19 protein-coding genes are annotated in these 25218 nt (G+C 70.0%); 13 read left to right on the forward strand and 6 right to left on the reverse strand.

Annotated elements, in window-relative coordinates; genetic code table 11:
* Nucleotides 1-996: ROK family protein (locus VFF46_RS09900; RefSeq protein ID WP_325036759.1), on the forward strand; the 996-nt coding region annotated here is incomplete at its 5' end.
* A gap of 2 nt (nt 997-998) precedes the next feature.
* Here the strand turns inward: VFF46_RS09900 and VFF46_RS09905 are convergent.
* Nucleotides 999-1868: an LLM class flavin-dependent oxidoreductase gene (locus tag VFF46_RS09905; protein WP_325036760.1), complete on the reverse strand. Its 870-nt coding sequence runs from the start codon at nt 1866-1868 to the stop codon at nt 999-1001.
* 184 nt (nt 1869-2052) lie between these two features.
* Between VFF46_RS09905 and VFF46_RS09910 the strand changes: the two genes are divergently transcribed.
* Both VFF46_RS09910 and VFF46_RS09915 read left to right on the forward strand, forming a co-directional pair.
* The gene (locus tag VFF46_RS09910; RefSeq protein ID WP_325036761.1) at nt 2053-3849 is read left to right on the forward strand and encodes a bifunctional metallophosphatase/5'-nucleotidase; all 1797 of its coding nucleotides are present in this window, start codon (nt 2053-2055) and stop codon (nt 3847-3849) included.
* Between the two features lie 92 nt (nt 3850-3941).
* A complete protein-coding gene (locus tag VFF46_RS09915; RefSeq protein WP_325036762.1) occupies nt 3942-4910 on the forward strand; it encodes a helix-turn-helix transcriptional regulator in 969 nt (322 codons plus the stop codon).
* On the opposite strand, the gene VFF46_RS09920 is transcribed toward VFF46_RS09915, so the two are convergent.
* Nucleotides 4884-5426 carry a helix-turn-helix domain-containing protein gene (locus VFF46_RS09920; protein ID WP_325036763.1) on the reverse strand — a complete coding sequence of 181 codons (543 nt, stop codon included), beginning with the start codon at nt 5424-5426 and terminating at the stop codon, nt 4884-4886. The two genes, VFF46_RS09915 and VFF46_RS09920, sit on opposite strands and share 27 nt — an antisense overlap.
* A 150-nt stretch (nt 5427-5576) precedes the next feature.
* Nucleotides 5577-6293 carry a hypothetical protein gene (locus VFF46_RS09925; protein WP_325036764.1) on the reverse strand — a complete coding sequence of 239 codons (717 nt, stop codon included), beginning with the start codon at nt 6291-6293 and terminating at the stop codon, nt 5577-5579.
* 59 nt (nt 6294-6352) lie between these two features.
* Between VFF46_RS09925 and VFF46_RS09930 the strand changes: the two genes are divergently transcribed.
* Complete coding sequence (locus tag VFF46_RS09930) at nt 6353-6772, forward strand: MarR family winged helix-turn-helix transcriptional regulator (protein WP_325036765.1); 420 nt, start codon at nt 6353-6355, stop codon at nt 6770-6772.
* On the opposite strand, the gene VFF46_RS09935 is transcribed toward VFF46_RS09930, so the two are convergent.
* Nucleotides 6735-7631, reverse strand: a complete 897-nt coding sequence (locus VFF46_RS09935; RefSeq protein WP_325036766.1) for a LysR substrate-binding domain-containing protein — start codon at nt 7629-7631, stop codon at nt 6735-6737. The genes VFF46_RS09930 and VFF46_RS09935 overlap by 38 nt on opposite strands.
* 79 nt (nt 7632-7710) lie before the next feature.
* Here VFF46_RS09935 and VFF46_RS09940 point away from each other — a divergent pair, with 79 nt between their 5' ends.
* Together VFF46_RS09940 and VFF46_RS09945 are read left to right on the forward strand one after the other, a co-directional pair.
* Nucleotides 7711-8949 (forward strand): M20 family metallo-hydrolase, encoded by a 1239-nt coding sequence (locus tag VFF46_RS09940; protein WP_325036767.1) that lies wholly within the window; start codon nt 7711-7713, stop codon nt 8947-8949.
* On the forward strand, nt 8946-9863 hold the full coding sequence (locus VFF46_RS09945) for a pyridoxal-phosphate dependent enzyme (protein ID WP_325036768.1): 918 nt from the start codon (nt 8946-8948) through the stop codon (nt 9861-9863). The genes VFF46_RS09940 and VFF46_RS09945 overlap by 4 nt, the downstream gene beginning before the upstream one ends.
* Before the next feature lie 6 nt (nt 9864-9869).
* On the opposite strand, the gene VFF46_RS09950 is transcribed toward VFF46_RS09945, so the two are convergent.
* Complete coding sequence (locus tag VFF46_RS09950) at nt 9870-10922, reverse strand: LacI family DNA-binding transcriptional regulator (protein ID WP_325036769.1); 1053 nt, start codon at nt 10920-10922, stop codon at nt 9870-9872.
* Between the two features lie 131 nt (nt 10923-11053).
* Between VFF46_RS09950 and VFF46_RS09955 the strand changes: the two genes are divergently transcribed.
* Complete coding sequence (locus VFF46_RS09955) at nt 11054-13132, forward strand: hypothetical protein (protein WP_325036770.1); 2079 nt, start codon at nt 11054-11056, stop codon at nt 13130-13132.
* On the opposite strand, the gene VFF46_RS09960 is transcribed toward VFF46_RS09955, so the two are convergent.
* Complete coding sequence (locus VFF46_RS09960; RefSeq protein ID WP_325036771.1) at nt 13133-14179, reverse strand: LacI family DNA-binding transcriptional regulator; 1047 nt, start codon at nt 14177-14179, stop codon at nt 13133-13135.
* 156 nt (nt 14180-14335) lie between these two features.
* On the opposite strand from VFF46_RS09960, the gene VFF46_RS09965 reads away from it, so the two are divergent.
* Genes VFF46_RS09965 through VFF46_RS09990 form a run of 6 tightly spaced genes read left to right on the forward strand, consistent with a single transcriptional unit; the run spans nt 14336 to nt 25157 of the window.
* Nucleotides 14336-17161, forward strand: coding sequence for a hypothetical protein (locus tag VFF46_RS09965; RefSeq protein ID WP_325036772.1), 2826 nt, complete (start codon nt 14336-14338; stop codon nt 17159-17161).
* Nucleotides 17158-18381 (forward strand): enolase C-terminal domain-like protein, encoded by a 1224-nt coding sequence (locus VFF46_RS09970; RefSeq protein WP_325036773.1) that lies wholly within the window; start codon nt 17158-17160, stop codon nt 18379-18381. Before VFF46_RS09965 ends, VFF46_RS09970 begins: the two co-directional genes overlap by 4 nt.
* 25 nt (nt 18382-18406) lie before the next feature.
* A complete protein-coding gene (locus tag VFF46_RS09975; RefSeq protein ID WP_325036774.1) occupies nt 18407-19765 on the forward strand; it encodes an ABC transporter substrate-binding protein in 1359 nt (452 codons plus the stop codon).
* Nucleotides 19766-20665 (forward strand): sugar ABC transporter permease, encoded by a 900-nt coding sequence (locus tag VFF46_RS09980; RefSeq protein WP_325036775.1) that lies wholly within the window; start codon nt 19766-19768, stop codon nt 20663-20665.
* Nucleotides 20662-21519 carry a carbohydrate ABC transporter permease gene (locus VFF46_RS09985; RefSeq protein ID WP_325036776.1) on the forward strand — a complete coding sequence of 286 codons (858 nt, stop codon included), beginning with the start codon at nt 20662-20664 and terminating at the stop codon, nt 21517-21519. Before VFF46_RS09980 ends, VFF46_RS09985 begins: the two co-directional genes overlap by 4 nt.
* A complete protein-coding gene (locus tag VFF46_RS09990) occupies nt 21516-25157 on the forward strand; it encodes a hypothetical protein (protein WP_325036777.1) in 3642 nt (1213 codons plus the stop codon). Before VFF46_RS09985 ends, VFF46_RS09990 begins: the two co-directional genes overlap by 4 nt.
* Nucleotides 25158-25218: the final 61 nt, after the last annotated feature.

Below are 25218 nucleotides of genomic sequence, written 5' to 3' on the forward strand. Positions count from 1 at the left end.
TACGTCGTGGGGCTCGACATCGGGGCGTACTCCGTCCGCGGGGTGCTCACGGACCTCGACGGGCAGGTGCTCGCGAACACCCGGCGGACCGTGACGCCAGAGGTACCACGCGCCGACCGACTGGCCGTTGCGGATCAGGTGATCGCGGACTGCGCCCACGAGGCCGGCGTACCGGCGGCTCGGGTGTGGGCAGTCGGCGTCGGCACCACCGGCATCGTCGACACCACCGGCACCGTCGTCCAGGCCAACGCGATCCCCGACTGGGGCGGCACCAACCTCCCCGCCCACTTCACAACCCGCCTCTCCGTGGCCGACAACGACAGCCAACTGGCCGCCCTCGCCGAACAACGCCGAGGCTGGCTGACCACATCCCACCCCTCCAGCCCGGCGGGCTCCCCCGCGATGTCCGCACGCACCGGGCGTCCTGCGGGCTTCGCCTCCGGGCAGGGGTCCTCCGCCGGACCCGCGGACATGGTGTTCTTGCATGCCGGGCGGCGGACCGGGCTTGCTCTCGTGATGGATGGGACGTTGCGGCGGGGCGCGTTCGGGGCGGCGGCGGACATGTCGGCGTTGCGCGGGGTCGCCTGGGAGGCGGCGCTCGAGTATCTGCATGCCGTCGTACCGGCGGATGTCCCGACCGTGGACAAGGCCGAGCGGGCGTTCGCCGCCGCGCGCGACGGCGACCGTGCCGCGCGCGCCGCCGTACGGAAGTACGCGCAGGCGATGGCAGTAGCGGCCGCCACCGCGATCGCGATCGTCGACCCGCGCGTGCTCGTCCTCGGCGGCGCGTTCTCCCAAGCGGCCGACGTACTGCTCGAACCGCTCACCGCCGAACTCGACCGGCTCTGCCCGCGCGTCCCCGACGTACGCGCCTCCGCGCTCGGCGCGCTCTGTGTCGCGCTCGGCGCCGCCAGCCTCGCCCTGGACGCGCTCAACGACCGCCTCCTCACCCCCGCGCGCGGTCCGCTCCCCCCGCTCGCCGCCCGCAGCCTCTGACCCTACTGACCGGCGAGCTTGGCCACGGCCGGGGCGAGCGTCTCGGCGAAGTCCGCGCCGATGACGAAGTAGGAGAAGCCGATCTCCTCACGGCGTCGCTGGATCTCCTCGGCCGCTGCCGCGGGGTCACTCGGCAGGATGATGAGCGAGTCCGCCGCACGAAGCGCCGCGGTGTCGAGGCCGGGCGCCGCCATGAAGGGAGCGGTACCGTCACCGACCGCGGCCACGTGCTGGGCGAGCTCGATGTCCCGGCCGTCGCCGAACTCACGGACCCGGCGCGTGGTCTCGGCCCGGTCGTCGTCCGCCGGAAGCACGAACGTGACCCCGTCGGCGACCTCGAGCGCCAGCGCCTGCGACTTCGGTCCGCTGACCGCCATGATCACCGGCGTGTGCCGCTCCGGCCCGTCGAACCGGCGCAGGGCGGCCACGCTCTCCCGCATTCTGGTACGCCGCTCCGCCAAGGAGACGGCGGGCATCCCCAACTCGACCTCGATCCCCGGCCGGCCGGCGCCGATGCCCATCTCGAAGCGTCCTTCGGTGAGGACCGAGAGCGAGTGGGCTTCCCAGGCCATGCTCGACGGCTCGTGCAGCGCGGCGGCATAGACCCACGAGCCGATCCGCAGGTCGGCGATCGCGGCCGCGGTGGCCAGCGTGGGGGCGAGCGCCGGCTGCCACGTCGGTACGTCGGGCATCAGCACCGTCGAGTACCCGAGGCCGGCGACACGGCGCACGCGGTCGCGCCACGCGGGCAGGTCGGAACCGATCGGGGCGACGACCCCGAACCGGAACGGTCTGGTCGCTCGCGCAGCCTGGTTCTGCATCATGATTCCCCTCGGGTCCGGGACCGCGTTCGGTCCGTCTGCCCTGTCCACGAACTGCCCACCCCGACTTCGACACGGCCCGCCCAAAGATTGTCGCCGAGCACTGTTCGTCAGCCTGCCGATCAGCGCGTGTTCACCGACGCGTTGACGGATGTCCCGGCACAGGCGTTAATAATGTCGGAAAGAGGCAATAATGCGCACGAACGCGCATCCCCCGCCAGGAAGTAGGTTCGTTGTGAACAGTCGGATCCGCCGCCGGACGTTCCTCACCGCCACCGGAGCGCTCGCCACCGCCACTGCGGTCGGCGACGTCGCCTACGCCACCCCGCACGCACTCGACGACGCGTCCGGGTACGTCGACGTACAACTGCTGAACATCACCGACCTGCACGGTTACCTGCAGCCGACGACGCCGGGCCAGGGCAGCGTGATCACCGGCGCCGGCGGTGTCCAGGTGACCGTCGGCGGTGTCGGGTACATGGCCACGCACCTCAAGCGGCTCCGCGAGGGCCGGAAGAACTCGCTGTTCTTCTCGTCCGGGGACAACTTCTCCGGCTGGCCGTTCGAGATCGACGCGCACGCCAACGAGCCGACCGTCGAGGCGCTGAACGCACTCGGCCTGCAGTTCAGTACGGTCGGCAACCACGAGCTCGACCAGTCCGTGAGCTTCCTGGTCGACCACATGGAGCACGGCGCGCCGTACCCGGTGAACGGCCGCGACGACAACTTCGCCGACTCCACCGGTCACAAGTTCCGCGGCGCGAACTTCCGCTTCTACACCGCGAACATCGTGTACTCCGACACCGGCCGGACGATCGTCCCGCCGTACAACATCGAATGGGTGGACGCCGGAAACGGGCGGAAGCTCCCGATCGCGTTCATCCACCTCACCGTGATGGACACCCCGACCGGGTCGACGTCGTACCAGCCGGACCTGAAGTCGCTGTCCGACGTACAGCAGGCGAACAAGCTCGCCGCCCAGCTGAAGGCCCGTGGCGTGAACGCGATCGTGATCAACATCCACGACGGCGGCGTCGCCGGGAACGACTACAACGCCGGCACGAATCCCTCCGGCCCGGTGTTCCAGCTGGCCGCGAACGCGTCCCCGGACATCGCCGCGATCGTGACCGGCCACTGGCACTGCCGGTTCAACATGATGGTCCCGGACCCGAACGGCGTACCGCGTCCGGTGGTCGAGGCGGGCAACCACGGCTCGCTGATCAACGAGATCAACCTGAAGCTGGACCCACGGACCGGTGCGGTGATCCGCGAGCTGACCACCTCGACGAACCACGCGAACACCCGCGACGTACCGGTCGACGAGGAGCTGCAGTACATCGCCGACTACTGGACCGCCAAGGGCGCGAAGCGGTACGCGACGCCGCTCGCGAAGGTCACCGGCGACTTCACCCGGACCGCGAACGCGTCCGGCGAGAGCACGATGGGCAACCTGGCCGCGGACTTCGCGTACTGGGACGCCAACCAGAACCGCGACGGCCGGGCCGACCTCGCGCTGATCTCGACCAAGCCGGTGTCCGGGTCGAACGCGCTGACCGGCGACCTGTTGTTTGCCAAGGGCACCAATGCGGCCGACGCGGACGGGACCGTGCTGTTCGGCGAGGCGTGGAACGCATTCGGGTACGGCAACCCGATCCTGACCGTGACGCTGCCGGGGACGCAGCTGCACGCCGCGTTCGAGGCGCAGTGGGTGCCGCAGACGAACGGGACCGTGAAGTTCGCACCGTTCGCGGTGTCGCAGAACGTCAGCTACAGCTACGACACGAGCAAGCCGGTGGGTCAGCGGGTCGACCCGGCCGGGATCCTGATCGACGGCAAGCCGCTCGACCTGAACCGGAACTACCGGGTCGCCGCGCTCGCCTACACGCTGATCGGCGGCGACGGCACGAAGGTGTTCACCGGCTTCACCGACCCGGTCCGCAACGACCGCGACCACGAGGGCTTCATCAAGTACCTGCGGGCGCACCCGGTGCTCACCCCGTCCACACTCACCCGCGCGAAGCCCGTGAGCTGACGGTCCACCGAAGCCAACGGGCGGACGCCACCGGAAGCGTCCGCCCGGATGAGTCTGTCACGTCTCGTATTTCACGGTGTATGACTACGGCCATGACAGTGGCTCCGGACGGTGTGCGGCGGGGCAGTGTGCGCAGTACCGGCCTCGAGGCGACCGTGCAGCTGCTCAACCAGGTGTATCCGAACCGGGTGCGCCTGGTCGGCCGGACCCGGGACAACGGGTCGCTGGCGCTCAGTACGGCGGACCACGCGGGCGTCGGCGCCGACCGGTGCCGGATGGAGATGCGGTTCGACGCGCTCACCGATCCGTGGCAGGACCTGAACGCGATCTGGCTGGTCAAGGGCCGGCTCGGCCTCGGCGACCGGACCGGCGAGCACACCCTGACCGCGGGCGACAGCTTCCTGTACTCGGTCAAGGACGTGATGCGGTTCCACCCCCAGCCGCTGGAGGTGGTGGTGGTCCGGGTCGGCCAGGCGGACGTGGCTCGGGTGGCCTCGCGGCACTTCGGCGCCGTACCGGCGGACCTGTGGCCGGCCGCGGGCCGACCGGTGTCGCGGGCGATGAACACGCACTGGCAGGTCCTGTCCGGGTACGTCCGCAAGACGCTGGCCGCGGCGCCGTCGGTCGCGGAGCATCCACTGATCGCCGGGCAACTGCTGGAGTACGTCGCCTCGTCGATGCTCGCGGTCTTCCCGAACGCGACCATGCAGCTGTCGCACGTGCCGTCTCCGGGAACCGTCGGTACGGCGACCCTGCGCCGGGCGGTCGCGTACGTCGACGCGAACGCGGAGCAGCCGATCACCGTCGAGGACATCGCGACCACCGCCGGGACGAGTGCTCGCGCGCTGCAGTACGCGTTCCGCCGGTACCTCGACTGCACACCGCGCGAGTACCTCCGCCGGGTCCGGCTCGAACGCGCGCACCGCGATCTCCAGGACGCCGGCCCGGACGCCACGGTCGCGGCGATCGCGCTCCGCTGGGGATTCACCTCAACCGGTTGGTTCAACCAACATTACCGAGCGACGTACGGGTGCTCACCGGGCGAGACGCTGCGCGGCTGAGGCAGCCAGGATCGAGGCCAGCTCGTGCCGGTACACCGGACGGGCCACGTCGCAGGTGTGGGTGAGGTGCCGGTCCCGGAGCATCCGCTGTACGTCGTCGACGTCCACGCCGAGCGCCTTCGCGGCGGTCGCCAACGTCAGCCATCCGCCGCGCAGCGTGGCCAGCACCTCCACGTCGTTGCGGCGCAGCGGCAACTCCTTACCGTGCGCCGCCAGCAGTCCGGCCGAGATCAACCGCCGTACGCTGGTCTGCCCGAGGCCGAGAACCGCACCCGCCTCCGCGACCGACATCCACTGGTCGAGACCTGACTGGACCACGTCGGACAGCAGCAGCCGGCGGTGCGCCCGGGACCGGGCCGGCAGATGCCCGGCGCGGACGAGCCCCGCGACGCGCTGCGGCGAGACCCCGAGCAGGACCGCCGCCTGCGCGGTCGTGATCAGCGGGTCGTCGACCATCAGGGGCTCGCCGAGCAGCTCCGTCAACCGCGCTCGGTACTCGCGAGCCAATGCGTCCATCACGATCACCCCCAGACGCCGGCCGGGCGCAACGGTCTGACGCGCCGGCGAGCAACACGCTCTGCGGCCGATTGATCCACGTCCGCAGCCGGGACGCCAGCGAGTTCTTCCGGTACCGGAGCGCGGCTTCGGATCCGGGAGCGCCACGCCCTACGGGATCAGGCCGTTCCAGTCGATCGGGTGCTGGCCGTGGGCGGAGTCGCCGCGGACGAACTTCGCCGGGTCGCCGGCGGCGCGCGGGTTCGAGGCAAGCCAGGCGGCCACGCCGTCCGGGTGCCGGCGCTCCAGCTCGTCGAGGTACGCCCGGCGCTCCTCGACGACGCGCAGCTGGTCGCTGGGTGCGGCGGCCGCGCGTTGCAGACCGGCGAAACTCGCCCGCCAGGCGAGGCACAACGCCTCGTCGCTCAGCTCGGTCAGGTCCTCGACGTGCTCAGGCGTGACTGTTACCCCGGCTCCCCTCGACATCGGCTTGCGTCGCGAACGCGGCTTCGGAGTGGGCCGGACCGCGGCAGGTGGCTCGCGGAACCAGCCGATCCAGTGCGGCACGACGGACGGCGCGCCACCGATCGCGACCAGCCCGACCCAGAGCGTCGTCCACGCCCCGGCGAGCGATCCGAGCCCGCCGAGCACGATCGTCGCGGCCCCGGACACAACGGTGCACTTGGCAACGATCGTCCACACCTCGCGGGGCCGCCGGGTGGTCTCGTCGGGGTTCAGCACGACCAGCGCGATCATGCCGCCGGTGGCGCCGGCCACCGCGAACAGCAGCACCAGCACGGACAGCGACCAGTCCGCGGCACCGAGCGCGCCGGCCAGCCCGGCGACTCCGCAGAACACGACCCAACCGATCCGGTACGCCATCGCCATCACTCGTCCTCCACGCTCGCCTCGCGCGGATTTGTATCGTAACACGATACTCTGAACGGATGACCGCTGAGGAGCTGACGAAGGCGGACTTCGAGGCACTGGCCCGGTTCCGCTTCGGTATCCGGCGGTACCTGCGGTTCAGCGAGCAGACCGTCCGCGAGCACGGCCTGACCCCGCAGCAGTACCAGCTGATGCTCGCGCTGAAGGGCTACCCCGGCCGCGAATGGGCCACGTTGCGTGAGCTGGCGGACCGGTTGCAGTTACGCCACCACAGCGTGGTCGAGCTGGTCGACCGCGCGCAGGCCCAGCAGCTGGTACGCCGCGACCCGCACCCCGAGGATGCCCGCGCCGTACAGGTCCGTCTGACCCCGACCGGCGACCACGCCCTCAGCCGCCTGAGCGCCTTGCACCGCGACGAGCTGCAGCGGATGGCCGCCGTCCTCACCCTCCCGGAGTGGACCGATCCAGCAGAGAGGTGAGCGCGTCACGGACAGCGGCGATGGCCGGAGCATTCGCACTTCCCCGGCGTACGGCGATGGAGATCGTCCGAGCCGGATCGCCTTCCAGCGCGCGGGTCTGGACCGCGGTCGTGTCGCACGCACGCAGAACCAGCCCCGGGACCAGAGCGACCGCCGCGCCGGCCGCGACCAGGCGGACGTGGAGCAGCACATCGGTCGACTCGAACGCGACAGCAGGCTCGAAGCCCGCGCGGCGGCACGTCGACTCGGCCCAACGGCGGGCCGGCGTACCGACCGGCTCCATCACCCACGGCCGCGCCGCCACTTCCGCGAGCGACCCAGGCGACGCCGCCGGCACCAGCAACCACAGGGGATCCCGCGCGACCGCCGCGGTCTCGACCCCGGCCGGCTGCACCTGCGGCTGCCCCGGGAACTCCTCCTGCAGTACGACGTCGAAGTCGCGCGCGATCAACGCCGGCAGCGCGTCCTGCACCGGGATGTGGCTCACCTGTACGTCGAGCGCCGGATGCGCCGCCGCCAGCGCACGGACGGCCTCCGGGATCACCGTGTGCGCCGCGGTCTGGAAGGTCGCGATCCGGACCCGCCCCCGGACCGCGTCGTGGGCCGCGGCGATCTCCGCCTCGGCCTCCTCGAGGTGCCGGAGGATGTGCTCGGTGTGCTCGACCAGGATCAGCGCCTCCGCGGTCAGCCGGACCTTGCGACCGACCGGCTCCAGCAGCGGTACGCCGACCTCGCGTTCGAGCAGCGACAACTGGTGCGACACCGAGGAAGGGTTCAGCCCGAGCGCCTCGGCGGCCGCCGCGAGGGTGCCGCGGACCCGGACCTCACGGAGCATCCGGAGCCGGTTCACGTTGTACACGATTCATGCTCACATTTCATGAGTACACCTGTAAATCATGTCATCGACGCCACCCGAGCGGCTCCGTAGCGTGGCGGCCATGATCACCATCGACTCCCAGCGGCTCTGGCACTCGCTCATGGAGCTGGCCGAGCTCGGCGCGTACGACGACACCGCGACCGGGCTGGTCGGCGTCAACCGGCAGTCCCTCACCGACGCGGACGCGGCCGGCCGGCGCCTGCTGATCGGCTGGATGCGGGACGCCGGGCTGGACGTGACCGTCGACGAGCTCGGCAACATCTTCGGCCTCCGCGAAGGCCTCGAACCCGCCCTCGCGCCGGTCGTCATCGGCTCGCATATCGACAGCGTCGCGACGGCGGGCGCCTTCGACGGCTGCCTCGGCGTACTCGGCGGGCTCGAAGTCGTCCGGTCGCTCAACGACGCCGACGCCCGTACCCGCAGGCCGTTGGTCGTCGCCGCGTGGACCGAGGAGGAGGGCATCCGGTTCGGGACCGACATGCTCGGGTCCGCGGTCGCGGCCGGCCGGCTCACCCTCGAGTACGCGTACGACCTGGTCGACGCGGACGGTCTCCGGCTCGGCGACGAGCTCGTCCGGATCGGGTTCAAGGGCGACCGCCCGGTCCGGCTCGACCCGCCGTACGCGTATGTCGAGTGCCACATCGAGCAAGGACCGGTGCTCGCCGGCCAGGGGTTCGCCGTCGGCGTGGTCACCGGGGTGCAGTCGATCTCGTGGCAGCACGTCACGCTGCACGGGCGGGCGGCACACGCCGGTACGACGCCCACCGAGCTGCGCGTCGACGCCGGGCTGGCCGCGGCGCAGGTCGTCGTACACCTGAGGGAGATGGTTGCTTCGGGCAAGTACGGGCAGCTGCGCGCGACCGTCGGCCGGTTGCAGACGTTCCCTGGCGTACCGAGCGTCGTACCGGATCGCGCGGAGCTGACCGTGGACCTGCGGAACCCGGACGACGCGTTGATGGCCGCGGCCGAGGCGGACCTCGCGGCGTACCTGGAGGCGCTGCCGGTGTTGCGGGTGGACACTCGGAGGATGGCGCGCACCACGATGGTCCCTTTCGACCCGAAGATCCAGGAAGCGATCGCGACGACCGCGGACGAGCTCGGGATCCCGACGATGCGGCTGATGTCCGGCGCCGGACACGACGCGCAGGAGCTGGCCGCGATCACGCCGACCGCGATGGTCTTCGTCCGCGGGCAGTACGACGGGATCAGCCACAACCCGCGCGAGTACTCCACGCCGGAGGACTGTGCGGCCGGTGTCACGGTGCTGGCGAACACCGCCGTACGGCTGGCATCCTCGTGAACAGTCTGGAGTTCCACCGGAGCATGCCGGGCTACGCGCCGACGCCGTTGATCGAGTTCGGCAAGTTCTGGGTGAAGGACGAGTCGAACCGGTTCGGGCTGCCCGCGTTCAAGGTGCTGGGCGCTTCGTGGGCGGTGAACCAGGCGCTCGGCCCGGCGCGGACGTTCGCCGAGCTGGCCGCGCTGCGTCGGCACGTCACGCTGGTTACCGCGACGGACGGGAACCACGGGCGAGCGCTCGCGTACCTCGCCCGATCGCTCGCGTTGACGTCCCGGATCTACGTCCCCGCAGGCCTTCCGGACGAAACCCTGCGGACGATCCGCGGTGAAGGCGCGACGGTCATCGAGACCGGCCGGCCGTACGACGACGCGGTCCAACTGGCCGCCGCCGGCGTCGGGGACGGTGATGTCTTGATCCAGGACACGGCGTGGCCCGGGTACGAGGACGTGCCGCGGTGGATCGTCACCGGCTACGACACGCTCTTCAGCGAGATCGACGAGCAGTTCCCCGGCGTACCTGATCTGGTCGTGGTGCCCACCGGCGTCGGGTCGCTACTGCAGGCGGCGCTCGAACACTACCGCGGACGAACCAAGGTCCTCGCCGTCGAGCCGACCACCGCGGCGTGCGTCGGAGCCTCACTGAAGGCCGGAAAGCCTGTCTCCGTTGACACTTCGGCCCCGACGATCATGGCCGGCCTCAACTGCGGCACCGTCTCCTCCATCGCCTGGCCGACCATCCGCGACCACCTCGACGCCGCAATCACCGTCACCGACGACGAGACCCGCGCCGCCATGCAGCTCCTCCACACCCACAACATCCCCGCCGGCCCCTGCGGCGCCGCAGCCCTCGCCGGCGCCCAGAAATCCACCCTCCCGGCAACCACCACCGTACTCATCAGCACCGAAGGCCACTAAACCCCTTCACCCCTTGACGTTGTGAGAACCTCGCCGTCTGCTGCCGCTCTTCGGCTGAGTTGGTGGGGTTGTCGAGGAGCGCACCATCAGGCGGCTGGGGACGATTGTGCGGCGTTCGGACGGGGGTTTGCCGTTGAGTTGGTCGACGAGGAGCTGGGCTGCGCGGCGGCCCAGGTCCTGGCTCTGCAGGGCGACCGAGGTGAGGCCGGCGACCGGGGCGGCGGAGGTGTCGTCGAAGCCGGCGACCGAGATGCCGGGGGTGCCGGACTCGCGGAGCCATTGCAGGACGCCGAGGGCCATGCCGTCGTTGAACGCGAAGACGGCCGTGGGCGGGTCGGCGCGGTCGAAGAGGCGGACGGCGGCGGCCTGGCCTGACTCGGCGGTGAAGTCGCCGCGGTCGGTCAGCGTGGGGTCCGGGTGGAGATGGGCGTCGGCGAAGGCCCGGGTGACGCCGGTGCGGCGGGCGGCCATCGCGAGGTGGTTCTCGGCGGGGCCGTTGACGATGCCGATCCGGCGGTGGCCGAGGGCGAGCAGGTGCTGGACGACGGCGTACGCGCCGCCCTCGTCGTCCGGGTGGACCATCGGCAGGTCGTCGTCGGCGTACCCGATCACGACCGCCGGATAGCCCTGGGCCAGCAGGTCCGAGAGGCCGGTGAGGCCGGCGCCACCCTCGACCAGGAAGCCGTCGACGAGGCTGCGGCGGTCGAAGCGGGTGAACGCCGACATCGCGTCGCCGCCCGGCTCGCGGGTCGACAGCAGCAGCCCGTACCCACGCGCCGCCACCTCCTGCTCGGCGCCGCCGATCAGCCGCATCAGGTGATCGTTGCCGAACGTGAACCCGGCGGCGTGCGGTACGACGAGCGCGACCACCTCGGTACGGCCGCGGGCCATCGCGCGCCCGCCCGCGCTCGGGCGGTAGCCGAGCGCGGTGATCGCGGCCCGGACCCGCTCGCGGACCGGTTCGGTCACCGACCGCTCGTCGTTCACCACCCGCGAGACGGTCTGGTGCGAGACCCCGGCAGCGGCCGCGACGTCGCGCATGGTCGGTCGGCCGGCCAACTCCGCCTCCTGAGGGATCGACGAGCCCGAACCCTTGACGGCCCGGCTCTGGAATCCTAGCGTTCCGTACCGTCGATGTGAACGTTCACGTGCTTGTCACTTTCCCCCGCCCGCCACCAAGGGATCCAGACATGAACGACCGCCCAGGTATCACCCGCCGGCAGGCGCTCGCCGTCGGCGGCGGCGCCCTCCTTCTGCCCACCCTCTTCGCGAACACCCCGGCCAGTGCGGCGTCGAGCCTCACCACGTCGTGGGTCGGCAACACGTACTCCGGCGCCACCGAATGGATGCAGGACTTCGTCTTCAACATCGCGGTCACCCCGGACGGCGCGGTCTACACCGTGAGCTTCTGGGACGAGGCCGGCAACTACGCCGGCATCTACAAGGACGGCCACCTGACCGGCAACTGCCGCGGCGCCAATGGTGATGCCGTCGCCGTCAACAGCACCAACGCGTACCTGTCGGTGGGCAACGGCCTGACCGCCTTCACGCTGGCCGGTGCGGCCACCTCGCTGGCCTTCCCCGTCGGCAGCCCACCGGCCGCCGCGGCCGCGACCGACACCCAGGTGATCGTCACCGACCGGGTGCAGAACCGCGTCGTGGTCTTCGACGCCAAGACCGCAGCGGTGCTGAACACCTGGAGCGTCAACCAGCCCGGCGCCGTCGCGGTCGACAAGACCACCGGCGAGATCTGGGTGGTCGCGAACATCACGCGGGACGCCAACGACGGCCACTTCTGGCACGTCGACACCGCCAAACCCGCGCAGATCCTGCACTTCTCTGCCACCGGTACGGCGCTCGGCGGCACCATCAACGGTCCCGCGGCGACCTGGATCCCGACCTCGCTCGCCGTCGACAAGGACCACAGCCTGCTCGTCGGCGACAACGGCCCGCGGCGCCAGGTGCACACCTACAGCACGCCGTCGACCACACCACGGCTGACCCGCAGCCTCGGCCTGTCCGGCGGCATCGGTGCCGGTACGCCGGGGGTCGTGACGCCGGACAAGCTGTGGGGCATCGCGGGCGTCGGCGGCGACGCGGCCGGGAACACGTACGTCGCGATGTGCGAGTTCGGCTCCTGGCTGCGCAAGTACGACCCGAACGGGAACCTGGTCTGGGAGCTGATGGGCGCCGAGTTCGTCACGACCGCCGACTTCGACCCGGCCTCGGACGGGAAGGACATCTACAGCCAGCAGAACCACTACCGGATGGACTACACCAAGCCGCCCGGCAGCAACGCGGCCTGGATCGGGCACTCGCTCGACTCGGTCCGGTACCCGCAGGACGCGCGGCTGTTCCTGCCCGGCCACCAGCACCACATCTCGTCGCCGTTCCTCAAACGCCTCGGCGGCCGGCTGTACCTGTACGCGACCGGCATGTACGCGTCGCACCTGGTCATCTACCGGTACGACGGCGAGATCGCCCACCCGTCCGGCGCGATCTTCAAGGCGCACTGGACCGGCGACGACCCGAGCTGGCCGCCGTACCAGCCCGCGGCCGGGGAGTGGATCTGGCGGGACGCGAACGGCGACGGGAAGTTCACGGCCGACGAGTACCTGCAGACCGGCACCGGGCAGAACTCCCCAGGCAACTGCTGGGTGTGGTTCGTCGACGACCGCGGCGACATCTGGGAGGGCGGCGACCGGGACCTGCGGCGTTATCCGCTGAAGGGCTTCGACAGCTTCGCCAACCCGATCTACGACTACGCGAGCCGGGTCACCATCGCGTTGCCGGCGCCGTTCAAGGTCGTACGGCGGTTGCACTACGACGTGGCCACCGACGTCATGTACCTGTCCGGCTACACCGCCGATCAGCCGTTCGACAACGCGTACTGGAAGGAGTGCGGCAAGGTCCTCGCCCGCTACGACGGCTGGAGCACCGGCAACAGAACGGCGACGTGGACGATCCTGCTGCCGTGGGACACGACCGCGACACCACTCGTCACGACGGTGTCCTGGGCACCGGCCGGTGACTACATCTTCAGCTGCGGCGTCGCGACCCGGGGCAAGGTCTGGGCCTGGCACGCGGCGGACGGCGCGGCCGCGGGCAGCTGGTTGCCCGGGGCAAACGTCGGCGGCGTGGACCGGACCGGCTGGGTCGACATCCCGTACGGACTGAACGCGGCGCGGCGCTCGGACGGTACGTACCAGGTCGCCGTCGAGGACGATCTGTTCAACAAGGTGCTCGTCTACAGCTGGCTGCCCGGATGATCAGGTCGACTGGCGCTGCACCAGATCGGTGCCGAACAGCGTCGCCTGCGGCGGCTGGTCCGGGTTCGCGATCCGGTCCAGGATCAGCTGCGCCGCGGCCTGCCCCTGACGGCGGATCGCGACCGCCATCGTGGTCAGCGCCGGCCGCACCAGCGCCGCCGCGTCGATGTCGTCGAACCCGACCAGCGCGACGTCGCCCGGGACGTCGAGACCCCGGTCGAGCGCCTCCTGCATCGCGCCGATCGCGACGAAGTCGTTGGTGCACACAACGGCCTGCGGAGGGTGGTCCAGCGCGAGCAGTTGGCGCATGCCGGCCGCGCCGCCCTCCCGGCTGACCGGGCCGTGCACCACGAGCTCGTCCGCGATCCCAGCACTCTCGAGCGCTGCCCGGTACCCGGCGACGCGGTCGGCGGGTGGCCCGACGTCGCTCGGCCCGCTGATGCTCGGCCCACTGATGCTCGGCCCGCTGATGAAGGCGATCCGCTCGTGGCCGCGGGACAGCAGGTGCTCGGTCGCCAGCCGGCCGGCACCGATGTCGTCCGTGGTGACGGTGCTGATCCCGGGGTACGGCGCGCGGTGCCCGAACAGCACCACCGGTACGCCGGCCTCGACCGCAGGCTCCGCGTCGGTGTGGTCGTCGTAGTACCCGGAGATGCAGATCCCGTCGACGCGGCGGGCGAGCATCTGCTCGACGATCTCGCGGCGGGACACCGGCTCGGCGTCGGAGCTGCAGATCAGCGCCTGGTAGCCCTTCGGCGACAGCACGTCCTGCATCCCGCGGGCGAGCTGCGGGTAGAACGGGTTGGTGATGTCCGGGACGATCACGGCGACCGTGGTGGTCGGCTGGCCGCGGAGGCTGCGGGCCGCCTCGTTCGGCCGGTAGCTGAGCTCCTCGATCGCGCGCTGCACCCGCTCGCGGGTCGCCTCGGACACCGGGCGGCGGCCGCTGAGCGCGTGCGACACCGTGGTGATGCTGACGCCGGCCCGCGCGGCGACATCCACGATCCGCACGCGCTGCTTGCCGTCGACAAAACGTCTTGCTGCCATGCCACGAAGTATGTCATCACCAGATCCCTTGATTTCAAGGGTCCTCTTGACAGCGTTGTCTGCGTCCCCCAGAGTCGGACCCACTCCAAACGCAAAACGTTCTGCACCGGCGGACGGAGTCCGCAAAACAACCAACAGCTCGCGGAGGTTGGCTTCATGCCCGAAATCCCGCCCATCACCCGCCGTCGTGCCCTCGGGTACGGCGCCGCCACTGCCGCCGGCGCCGCGCTCGCCTCCACGCTCACCGCCGTACCGGCGCGGGCTGTGGCTACCGGGGTCACCGTCGCCGCGGCCGACGACCCGTCGGTCACGTTCACCGCCGCGTTCGACGACGTCACCGCGCTGTACGTCGCCCCGGCCGCCCCCGAACTCGTCGTCACGATCGCCTCGAAGGTCGCGCTGACCGGCACCGTCAGCTGGAAGGTCCTTGCCCACGGCACCGAATCGGCCGGTTCCGGCAGGTCGCCGGTGACCGTCGCGGCCGGCGGCTCCGGCACGGTCCGTTCCGCCCTCGGACCGCGCACCCCGGACTTCTACGCGGTCCAGGTCGACCTCGCCGACAGCACCGGCACGACCCTCGCCACCCGCACGCTCGGCCTCGGCGTCCTGCATCCGCCGACCGACGGCCTGCGGCCCGGATCGTCGTTCGGCCTCGGGCTGCGCGGCGAGTCCGACCCCGTGATCACCAAGCGGATCGCCCAGCGGATGGGCGCCAAGTGGACCCGCGGGATCAGCGCGATCTGGCCGGACGCCGTCTGCACCGCGCCCGGCAAGTTCTGGGACCAGGCCGCGATCGACAAGGCCCGCAACGAGGTCGCCGAGTGGCGCTCGTACGGGATCGAGCCGATCGGCTTCATCGCCTACAACATGTGGTGGAACGTCACACCCGGCCCGAACGGCGAACCGCTCAAGCTGCACCAGAACAAGCCGCTGGACCTGAACGCGCACGTCGAGATGACGTACCGGGCGATCGCCCCGATGCAGGACCTGGTGAAGAACTGGGAGATCTGGAACGAGCCGTGGGTGCACGGCTGGACCTGGAAGACCGGCGACGCCCAGGACTACCGGGACCTGACCAAGCGGACCTGGGACCGGGTCAAGGCGGACTTCCCGGACGTGAACCTGATCGGCGGCGGCTCGGTCCCGTACCAGCGCGACGTCGTCTACGCGAAGGGCTCCAAGGACACCGGCTACATCGACGGGTCGGTGAACCACGCGTACGGCGTACCGGATCCGGTGCAGTACGCGCTGACCAAGGTCCAGATCAAGATGGACAAGCTCTGGTCGAAGTCGAACGGCCGCGCCGGGCAGTGGCAGACCGAGCTGGGTACGGCGGCCGACTCGTTCCCCGGGCTGCCGTTGGAGGAGGTGCCGTACGCCGTCGCGCGGACGCTCGCCCCGACGTACCTGCTGCATCTGCTGGCGGGTGCCGAAGAGGACTCGCCGATGAAGGTGTTCTGGTTCTCGCTGTCGTACGACAAGGGGTACTCCGGCGACACGTTCAACATCTACGACGCCGGCACCAAGACGCCACGGCCGGCGGTGGTCGCGTACTCGGCGATGACGAGCCGGCTCGAGGACTCGCGGATGCTGCGGGAGCTGTACCCGGACGCCCGCTCCACCTGGGGATTCCTGTTCGAGGACGCGGACGGGCACGGTCGTGCGGCGTTGTACTCGGTCCCTCGGGAAGCGGATGGTTATGCCCATCCGGAAAGCGGTTACCGTGGCACGCTCACGCTGCCGGACGCGCGCGGTGTCAAGGTGTACGACTACCTCGGCCGCGAGCTCAGCGACGGGCGCGCGCCGCAGGTCACGCTGCCGGTGAACCCGTGGGAGGTGCTGTACTTCGACAGCGACCGCTCCCCCGAGCAGCTCGCGACCGCGCTCACCCGGTCGGCGCATTTCGACTACGACACCCCGCTCGACATCCGGCCGCTGTCGTTCACCCGCCCGATCGACGCGTCCGGCGCGATCGAGGTCCGGGTCGAGAACGTCACGCCGCAACCGGTCAGCGCGGTGCTCGGCGTCCAGGCGCCGGCCGGTTGGGTACTGCGCACGCAGCAGGTGGAGGTCGACGACCTGCAGCCCGGCGAGGTCCGCACCGTCCGGTTCCCGGTGGTTGCCTATCGCAACGAGCCGTCGAACAAGTACCTGATCACGTACGAGGCGAAGATCGCCGGCGCGGCGAAAACCCGGCAGAGCGGCGAGCGGGAGATCCAGCTCGCGTACGCGCCGTACCGTCAGATCACCGTCGGCGGGGATGTCTCTCAGTGGGCGGGGATCGCGGGGGTCAGTGTCGCGAACACGTCGGCGAGCGGTGACCGGAAGGAGTACCGGCTCTGGTCGGCGTGGGACCAGCAGTTCTTCTACGTGCGCGCCGTACTCGAGGACGCGGTGCACTTCGGGAACAAGCCGTTCCCGCAAGATCAGTACTCGTTCCCGTTCAAGGCGGACAGCCTGCAGCTCGCGTTCGACGCCGGTGCCAAGCCTGACGACCTGCTGGCCGGGGATCCGCACTACGCGAAGTGCGGCGGTTCGTTGTCGCACCTGTACGTCGCGACGCTCGCGCAGGGTGGTGTCTCCGAGCTGCACCGGCAGGCTGCGCCCGGGACGAACTACCAGACGTTCTACCCGACGAACGCACCGCTGGATCCGCCGCTCGGATTGTTGACAATCGACGAAGGACGGGCGCTGGTCACGCGGGACGAGACCGCGAAGACCACGACGTACGAGGTCGCGATCGCCTGGGACCAGCTGCCCGAACTGGCCGCCGAGGCCGCGGGGCTCACGGCCGGGAAGCAGGTGCGGACGACGTTCGCGTTCGCGGTCGCCGATGCCGGGACGAACGGCCACGGGATGACGTACTGGACAACGGCCAACGGGCCGCTGACCACCGGCTGCTACAACTTCGCGCCGTTCTGGGGCACCGGCGGGCTCGCGCTCGGCGGCCGTGTCGACACGCCGTGGGGGCTCGGCCGATGAGCGAGCCGCCCTGGGACGGGTCGGACGTGAAGATCACCGACGTCCGGGCGTTCCTGACCGCTCCCGAAGGGACCACGCTGGTGGTGGTCCGGGTCGAGACGAGCGAGCCCGGGCTGTACGGCGTCGGGTGTGCGACCTTCACGCAGCGGGCCAATGCGGTCGCGACCACGGTGACCGACTATCTGGCGCCGCAGCTGGTCGGCCGCGACCCGGCGGAGATTGTCGACATCACTACGATCCTGCATCTGAGCGGCTACTGGCGCTTCGGGCCGGTGCTGAACAACGCGATCTCCGGTGTGGACATGGCGTTGTGGGACATCAAGGGCAAGCTCGCCGGGATGCCCGTGTGGCAACTCCTCGGCGGCCGCGCCCGCACCGCCGTACCCCTCTACGGTCACGCGTCCGGCCGAGACCCCGCCGAGGTCGCCGACGAAGTACGCGCACTCCTCGACGCCGGCTACGGCCACGCCCGCTGCCAGGTCGCGGTCCCCGGAGCCGGAACGTACGGCGCTCCGGCTGCTGGTCCGACGACTGGTGCGTGGGATCCGAGGAAGTACACGCGGACGGTGGTTGGGCTGTTCGAGTATCTGCGGCAGGAGCTCGGTGACGACGTCGAGCTGATTCACGACGTCCACGAGCGGGTCGCGCCGGTGGATGCGATCGGCTTGGCGCGGGAACTCGAGCCGTACCGGCTGTTCTTCCTGGAGGATCCGGTCGCGCCGGAGGATCTGAACTGGTTGCGGCGGCTTCGGGAGCAGTCGTCGATCCCGATCGCGATCGGCGAGCTGTTCACCCACCCGGCCGAGTACCGGCCGCTCCTCGCCGAAGGGCTGATCGACTTCGTCCGGGTGCACCTGTCCGCGATCGGCGGCATCACCCCGGCCTGGCGGCTGGCGACGGCGTGCGACCTGTTCGGCGTCCGTACCGCCTGGCACGGACCGGGCGACGTCTCGCCGATCGGCCACGCCGCGAACCTCGCGCTCGACTTGGTCAGCCCGAACTTCGGGATCCAGGAGCAGCACCCGTTCAACGCCGAGGCCGAGGAGGTCTTCCCCGGCGTACCGCAACCACGCGACGGCCACCTGTGGCCGAGCGACCGCCCCGGCCTCGGCGTCGACTTCGACGAACGGGCCGCCGGCAAGTACCCACCCACCCTGAGACGACAGGGCGACCGGTGGAAGCCGCCCCGCCGCCCCGATGGCGCCGTACAACGCCCTTGAAAACCCTGTCTGGAAAGGACATCCGATGAGAGCACGATTCCCGGTGCTGCTGCTGTGCGGCAGCCTCGCGCTGGCCGCGACGGGCTGTACGGTCGGCGGCTCTGCCGGTTCCGGTGCCGCGGGCAACGGTCAGCAGAAGACCCTGGTGGTCGCCGAGTGGACGAACCCGTCGGCGATCGAGGCGACCAAGAAGATCAACGCGATCTTCGAGAAGGAACACCCCGGCGTCAAGGTCAAACTGGAGAACGCCCCGACCGCCGCCGGCGCCTGGGGCACGCTGACCAACAGCCTGCTGTCCGCGAAGTCGGTCGACGTACTCGCGCAGTTTGCGCCGACTCCGGCCAAGTTCCCTCCGGCCGACACCGGGCTGAAGTCGTCCGGCTCGGCCGCCCTGATCACCGCCGGCCAGATCACCGACCTGTCCGGCCAGGACTTCATGAAGTCGTACGACCCGGTGCTGCAGAAGTACGGCGTCGGCTACAACGGCGGCATCTACGGCGTGGTCGCCGCGGAGTACATCGGCCACGGCGCGGTCTGGTACAAGAAGGACCTGCTGGACAAGTACGGCGTGAAGGTGCCGACGACGTACAGCGAGTTCGTCGCGGCGCTGAAGAAGTTCAAGGACGCCGGCAAGACGCCGATCTTCGTGGCCGGCAAGGACGGCCTGCAGGGCATCGTGTACGGCGGCGCGGTCCAGCAGCTGCTGATGAAGGGGAAGACCAGCACCGACGCGAACGTGGTCAGCGACCAGCGCGCGAAGGACTTCTGGGCCGGTACCAAGACCTGGAACGACCCGGTCTACAAGGAGGCCGCGACCAAGTACACCGAGGTCATGCAGTACATCGAGCCGGCCGCGTCCGGTGTCGCGCAGCTGACCGCGCCGGGCGTCTGGGCGGCGAAGTCCGACGACTTCCCGTTCTTCCTCGACGGGTCCTGGGACGGCAACACGATCAAGGAGGCGAACCCGGACCTGAAGTTCGGCTTCTTCGTGATGCCGGCCACCGACGACGCCGCGAACAACCGGGTGCCGGTGAAGGCCGACCTGACCTGGATGGTGCCGACCTGGGCGCCGAACAAGGACCTGGCGATGGACTGGCTGCGGATCTTCTCGCGGCCGGAGAACTACAAGCTCTGGCTGGACGCCACCGGCTCGACCTCGACCCAGCCCGGTGTCACCTCGTCCACGCTGCCGTGGATGGACTGGCTGAACGAGCACGGCGACCAGCGGTTCGTCGCGCTCACCGACCCGTGGATCCCGGCCGGCGCGCCGCCGGAGGCAGCAGGACCTGACCTGACCAAGATGACGCCGTTCGGCAAGCAGAGCGTCGACGATGCCCTGACCGGCGCGGCCACGGCGTACCAGAAGTCGGTGGGGAAGAAGTAGATGACGACCTGTCCGTTCGGCACCCGCCGGACCCGCCGCTACATCCCCTGGCTGTCGATCGCGATCCCGGGGATCGGCTGGCTGGTGTTCGGGCTGTACCCGTCCGTCGCCACGGTCGGCTACTCGTTCACGCAGTACTCCGGGCTCCCGGGCACCGCGCTCAACGTCTGCGGGCTGTGCAACTACCGGGACGCCTTCACCACGATGCTGCCGGACGTCGCGGGCAGCCTGAAGGTGACGATCATCTACGTGATCGCGGTGACCCTGCTGCAGAACGGGGTGGCGCTCGGACTCGCCGTACTGCTGAAGGAGAAGCGCCCGCTGTACGGGCTGTACCGGGCGCTGATCTTCATGCCGCAGATCTTCAGCGTCGCGGTCGTCGGCGCGATCTTCTCGCTGCTGCTCGACCCGTACAGCGGGCCGGTGTCGCACGTCCTGCAGTCGCTGTTCGGCATCACGTCGCCGCTGCTCGGCTCGACCACGCTCGCGCTGCCGCTGGTGATCGGCGTGAACGTGTGGATGTTCAGCGGGTACTCGATGCTGATCTACATCGCCGGGCTGCGGCACATCCCGAAGGAGGTGTACGAGGCCGGCGCGCTGGACGGCGCCGGCCGGTGGGAGGTGTTCCGGCACATCACCTGGCCGCTGCTCGCGCCCGCGACCACGGTCAACGTGTTCCTCACCGCGATGGGCTCGATCGGTGAGTTCGCGCTGATCCTGGTGCTGACCAACGGCAACTTCGGCACCCGGACCCTCGGGTTGTCGATGTTCACCACGGCGTTCGGCAGCAACTCGCAGCTCGGGTACGGCTCGATGCTGGCGATGCTGCAGTTCTTCCTCACGCTCGTGATCGGCGGCGGCCTGCTGGTCACCCTGCGCCGGCGGGAGGTGTCGATGTGATCAGGCGTACGGCGGGGTGGTACACGAGTCAGGCCGCCTGTCTGGTGATCTCGGTGGGCATGTTCGCGCTGCCGGTGATCTACCTGGCGCTGCAGTCGGTGAAGCCGTACACGGCGTTCCTGCGCGACCCCACCGGGCTGCCGTCGGTGGTCAGCGGCGCGAACTTCAGCCAGGCGTGGACGCAGGGCGACTTCGGCCGGCAGATGATCAACAGCCTGGTGTACGCCGTGGTGCCGGGCGTGATCACGTTGATCCTCGGGGTGTTCCTGGCGTTTCCGATCTCCCGCGGATACTTCCGGCACTCGAACGCGCTGTACGGGTTCTTCGTGTTCTCCGGGTTCCTGCCGGGCGGGCTGATCCCGCTGTTCGTCGAGGCGCAGGCGCTGCACCTGTACAACAGCATGGTCGGGTACCTGATCATGACGAGTCTCGCGGGCGCCGGGTTCTTCTTCTTCGTCGGCTACATCAAAGGCATCCCGCGGGAGCTGGACGAGGCGGCGGCGATGGACGGCTGCGGGTACGTCCGGTTCATCCTGCAGATCATCGTGCCGCAGATGAAACCGGCGCTGGCGACGTTCGGGATCTTCGGGTTCATCGGCAGCTGGAACAACCTGATCCTGCCGCTGGTGATGCTGTCGGACTCGAAGCTGTGGCCGGTGACGCGCGGCCTGTACTCGTTCTTCGGCGAGTACAGCCAGAACTGGCCGCTGATCGCGGCCGGGACCCTGATCGTCGCGGGCCCGGTGATCGTGGTGTTCGCGATCCTGCAGCGCTACCTGGTCGACGGCGTGGCCGGCGGCGCGATGGCCGGCAGCCGCGGCGTCGCCCAGCCGGCCGTGGACGCCGAGCAGTGATCGAGTGGCCTCCCGGAGCGAGGAGCATCCGCTTCGAGCTCCGGGACCGCCTCCACCATCCCGAGTTCAGCTGGCCGCGGACGCTGCTGACCTACCGGGTCCGCTGGAGCGAACCCTTGTACGGCCAACTGCACTTGTCGGACGCCACAGGCAGCCCGGTCCCTTTCCAACTCTCGAACATCCACCGCGAGAACGGCCTCCTGACCGAAGCCGACGTCTCCTTCGTGGCCGACCTCCCGCCAGGGGCAGCCCGCACCTTCGAGCTAGGCCTCGGCGGACGCTCCACCGTGGCTGGGAATTCGGTGGTGATCTCCTACGAAGCGGATTCGATCGTGGTCGACACGGGCAGTCTTCGCGTCCGCCTGCCCCGGAGTCTGAACAGCCCAGGCATCCAGTTCGACCACGGCACCGGGTGGCTGGGCCGCACGACGTTCCACAACACCCCACCGCTGGTCGGATTGCAGACAATCCTACGAGAGTCCGGTGACCTGTTCGCCACCTTCCGCCTGACCTACGAGTTCGAGGGTTCGGCGACCTACGTCGCAACGATCCGCTGCATCGCCGGGTACGAGTACATCGAGCTCGACGAGGAGATGTGCGGGCTCGGCGACGCGGCCTGGGAGCTGGAGTGGACCGGCTTCCACCCGACGCACCGGTTCTCCTCGACGTGGCCGTACTCGCAGAATCCGGCCGACTACCAACCGCAGCCGGGCGTCTCCCGCTGGCTCCCGATCGACGAGCCGCTCGTCATCGGTGACACCGGCGAGGACCCTGCGTTCTTCGGCCCCGGACGGATCGAGGACCCGGCGGCGGAGTTCGCGTTCACGGTCGCGCCGTACGCCCCGTCGTACGCCTTCGACGTCCGGCCGCACGCGACCTTCTGGAACGACCGCACCAGCGTCGGCGTGTTCGTCCTCCGCCCGGAACGTTGGGATGACCACCAGTACGCGCTGTGGGCCTCGTCGCCGGCGTTGCGGATCCGCTTCCGGTACGCCGACGGCGTACTGCGCTGGACCTGGCCGTTGCGGGACGGCACGCGGCGCACGGGGATCGCGTGCTACGACCACGCCCGCGATCTCGACGTACCGCAGGAGTTCCGGACCACGCACGTACGGCAGCTGCAGCACTGGCACAGCACGCTCAGCCTCGACCTCGTCAAGGACTGGCAGCTCCGGTACGACGGGACGCGGCCGGATTCTCCTTTTCACGAAGGGGTTCTGACCTCCGCGGATGAGCTGGTCGACGAGTTGTTCCATGGCGCCGACGGACCGCGGCTGATCGCGCGCGGGGTGAACGACGTCGGCGGGTACAGCAACATCGGGCAGCGGCCGTTGTACGAACGCTTCGTCGACGGGTACGCGCGGCTCCGCGGCGAACTCGATCCGGCCGAGCGGGAGCGGGTCGAGGCGTTGCTGCTGCTGAACGCGTACGTCGCGGCCGGTGAGGAGATCGGGCCGATGCTGCGGATGTTCGGCGGGCACCCGAACTTCATGGCGGACGGGAAGGCGGCGCTCGGGTGTTTCGCGTGGCTGTTCCCGGAGCATCCGGCCGCGGCGTCGTGGCTCGATCAGTTCGGGAAGTTCGTCGAGCTGGTGGCGGCGTTTCACACCCGACCCGCGGACGGGGACGCGCGCGGTGGGCGGTGGACCGAGAGCCTGGCGACGTACGTGTGGGCGTTCCTGCGGCCGACCGTCCTCGGCAATATCAGCGGGATGCTCGCGGACGGGCGGAATCGGCTGGCGGACCCGCAGCTCGCGGCGATGGGTACGTGGCTGGTCGAATCGTTGAGTTCGCCAATGGTTTTCGGTGGGCGGGTTCATCCGCCGCAGGGCGCGCACGCCTACTGGCCGCGGCGGCCACCGCTCGAGCTCAGACTGCTCGCTCAGGCGCTGCGGAACTACGCACCGATGGTCGCCGAACATTTGCTGTGGGCAAGCAGTCCGGATGCGTCGCTGCTGGAGCACCGGCCGGGCGCACCGGATCCGTGGCGGTCCGCGGTCGCACCGGACCGGGGCACGAATCCGCGGTTGCGCAGTACGAAGCATGCCGGGTACGGCGTAACGCTGCGCGCGGATGTGGACCGGCCGAGCGAGATCGCGGTGTTCCTGCAGCAAACGGATCCCGGGCCGAACTACCGCTGGGGCGTGCCCGGGGACAACGGTTCGGGGACGATCTACTACTACGCGGGCGGGCGGAGCTACAGCGGCCACGGGCCGGAGGACGCTGGCGATCGGCGGGCACCGGCGGCGACGTACACGAGCTCGTTCGGCGTGTGGGCGGACGGGTCGTACCGGTCGATCGGGCCGAACACGCTGGACCGGCCGCTGTACGACCTCGGGTGGGCGCAGTACGCGGAGATCACGTCGGCCGGCGGCCCGTACCGGAGCCGGTCGGTGATGCTCCTCGGCAGCGACTACATCACGACGTACGACGCGGTCGCGCCGAACCAGCGAACCGCGTGGACCTGGTCGGTGGCGACTGTCGCGACCGGGTGGGACGCGAACAGCATCGACCAGGTGGTCGACGAGCTGCCCTTCATCCATGTCGTCGGGCGCGAGCTGTCCGAGTTCACCACCGAGTTCAGCCGGGGTGTTCGCTCCGAGAGCCCCGCCGACGGCACGGGAGGCAACGTCCTGGCCGTCGTCAGTCACCGGCGGGACCTCCACGTCACCGACACCCCGTGGGGCGCGCTGGTGCGTACGCCGGAGACGGTCGACTACGTGTTCCGCCGTACCGCGTCCGTCTACTACGAGCCGCAGCAGATCGAGCACGTCTACTTCACCGGCACGGCCGGAGCCGTACGCCTGCACACCGACGGCACCCAGCAACTCGCCCTCTTCCAGGGCTCCCGAATAGGCACGCCCGCCATCACCCTGACCACCCCGGACCCTGCCCTCGCCATCACCCTCGACTTCCCGTCCCTCAAGGGCACCTACTACTCCCCCACTCCCACCACCTTCACCCTGACCCCCACCACCGGCGACCTGTACGTCGACGGCGAGCGCGCCACCTTCACCGCCGTACCCGCCGGCCGCCACCACTGGGAGGTCACCACCGGCAAACCCCAACCCCTCCCACCCGAAATAACCCACACCACCGGTACCACCGTCCACTTCACCCCCGTCCCAGCAGCCGAAACCTACGAACTCGAGCTGAGCCACGACGGCGGCCTCACCTGGACCACCAGCGCATACGAAGCAGACGGCGCGTGCTTCGACCTCAACCGGCTCGAGCGGGATGTGCATGTGCGGGTGGTTGCAGTGAACAGCGACCAGCGAAGCGACCCCGGCCGGGACTATCCGGTTCGCGTGGTCGACGGACCGCCGCTCCCGCCGGACGGCTTGCGGGTGAACGCGGACCGGCGCCTGACGTGGGGCCAGGTGCTAGGGGTGTCGGCCTACCGGCTGTATCGGCGAGTCGACCGGGAGGGTGAGTACGAAGAGATCTACCGCGGACCCGCCGTGGAGTTCGTGGACACGGTCGACGGCCTACACGAGTACGCCGTGGCGGCGGAGAACCCGTACGGCGTGGGCGCCCGCTCTGCCCCGGTGGACACCAGCCGCCGCAACTGGCACCCACCCGGCGGCGCCAGCTACCGCCGCACCCACACCTACAACCAATCGCCCTACCGCACCTGAACAGCTTGTACCGCCGGGTTGGGGAGGATCCTGTCCCGCCACGGGGGCGAAATCCTCCCCA

This window comes from Kribbella sp. (genome assembly GCF_035655035.1).
In the GTDB taxonomy this organism is placed as follows: domain Bacteria; phylum Actinomycetota; class Actinomycetes; order Propionibacteriales; family Kribbellaceae; genus Kribbella.

Bases quoted from the DNA above. Each gene is read 5' to 3' on its own strand.
- VFF46_RS09980 (WP_325036775.1), top strand. From the start codon at position 19,766: ATGACGACCTGTCCGTTCGGCACCCGCCGGACCCGCCGCTACATCCCC.
- VFF46_RS09925 (WP_325036764.1), bottom strand. From the start codon at position 6,293: ATGGCGATGGCGTACCGGATCGGTTGGGTCGTGTTCTGCGGAGTCGCC.
- VFF46_RS09970 (WP_325036773.1), top strand. From the start codon at position 17,158: ATGAGCGAGCCGCCCTGGGACGGGTCGGACGTGAAGATCACCGACGTC.
- VFF46_RS09955 (WP_325036770.1), top strand. From the start codon at position 11,054: ATGAACGACCGCCCAGGTATCACCCGCCGGCAGGCGCTCGCCGTCGGC.
- VFF46_RS09965 (WP_325036772.1), top strand. From the start codon at position 14,336: ATGCCCGAAATCCCGCCCATCACCCGCCGTCGTGCCCTCGGGTACGGC.
- VFF46_RS09920 (WP_325036763.1), bottom strand. From the start codon at position 5,426: ATGGACGCATTGGCTCGCGAGTACCGAGCGCGGTTGACGGAGCTGCTC.
- VFF46_RS09940 (WP_325036767.1), top strand. From the start codon at position 7,711: ATGATCACCATCGACTCCCAGCGGCTCTGGCACTCGCTCATGGAGCTG.
- VFF46_RS09915 (WP_325036762.1), top strand. From the start codon at position 3,942: ATGACAGTGGCTCCGGACGGTGTGCGGCGGGGCAGTGTGCGCAGTACC.
- VFF46_RS09960 (WP_325036771.1), bottom strand. From the start codon at position 14,179: ATGGCAGCAAGACGTTTTGTCGACGGCAAGCAGCGCGTGCGGATCGTG.
- VFF46_RS09930 (WP_325036765.1), top strand. From the start codon at position 6,353: ATGACCGCTGAGGAGCTGACGAAGGCGGACTTCGAGGCACTGGCCCGG.
- VFF46_RS09975 (WP_325036774.1), top strand. From the start codon at position 18,407: ATGAGAGCACGATTCCCGGTGCTGCTGCTGTGCGGCAGCCTCGCGCTG.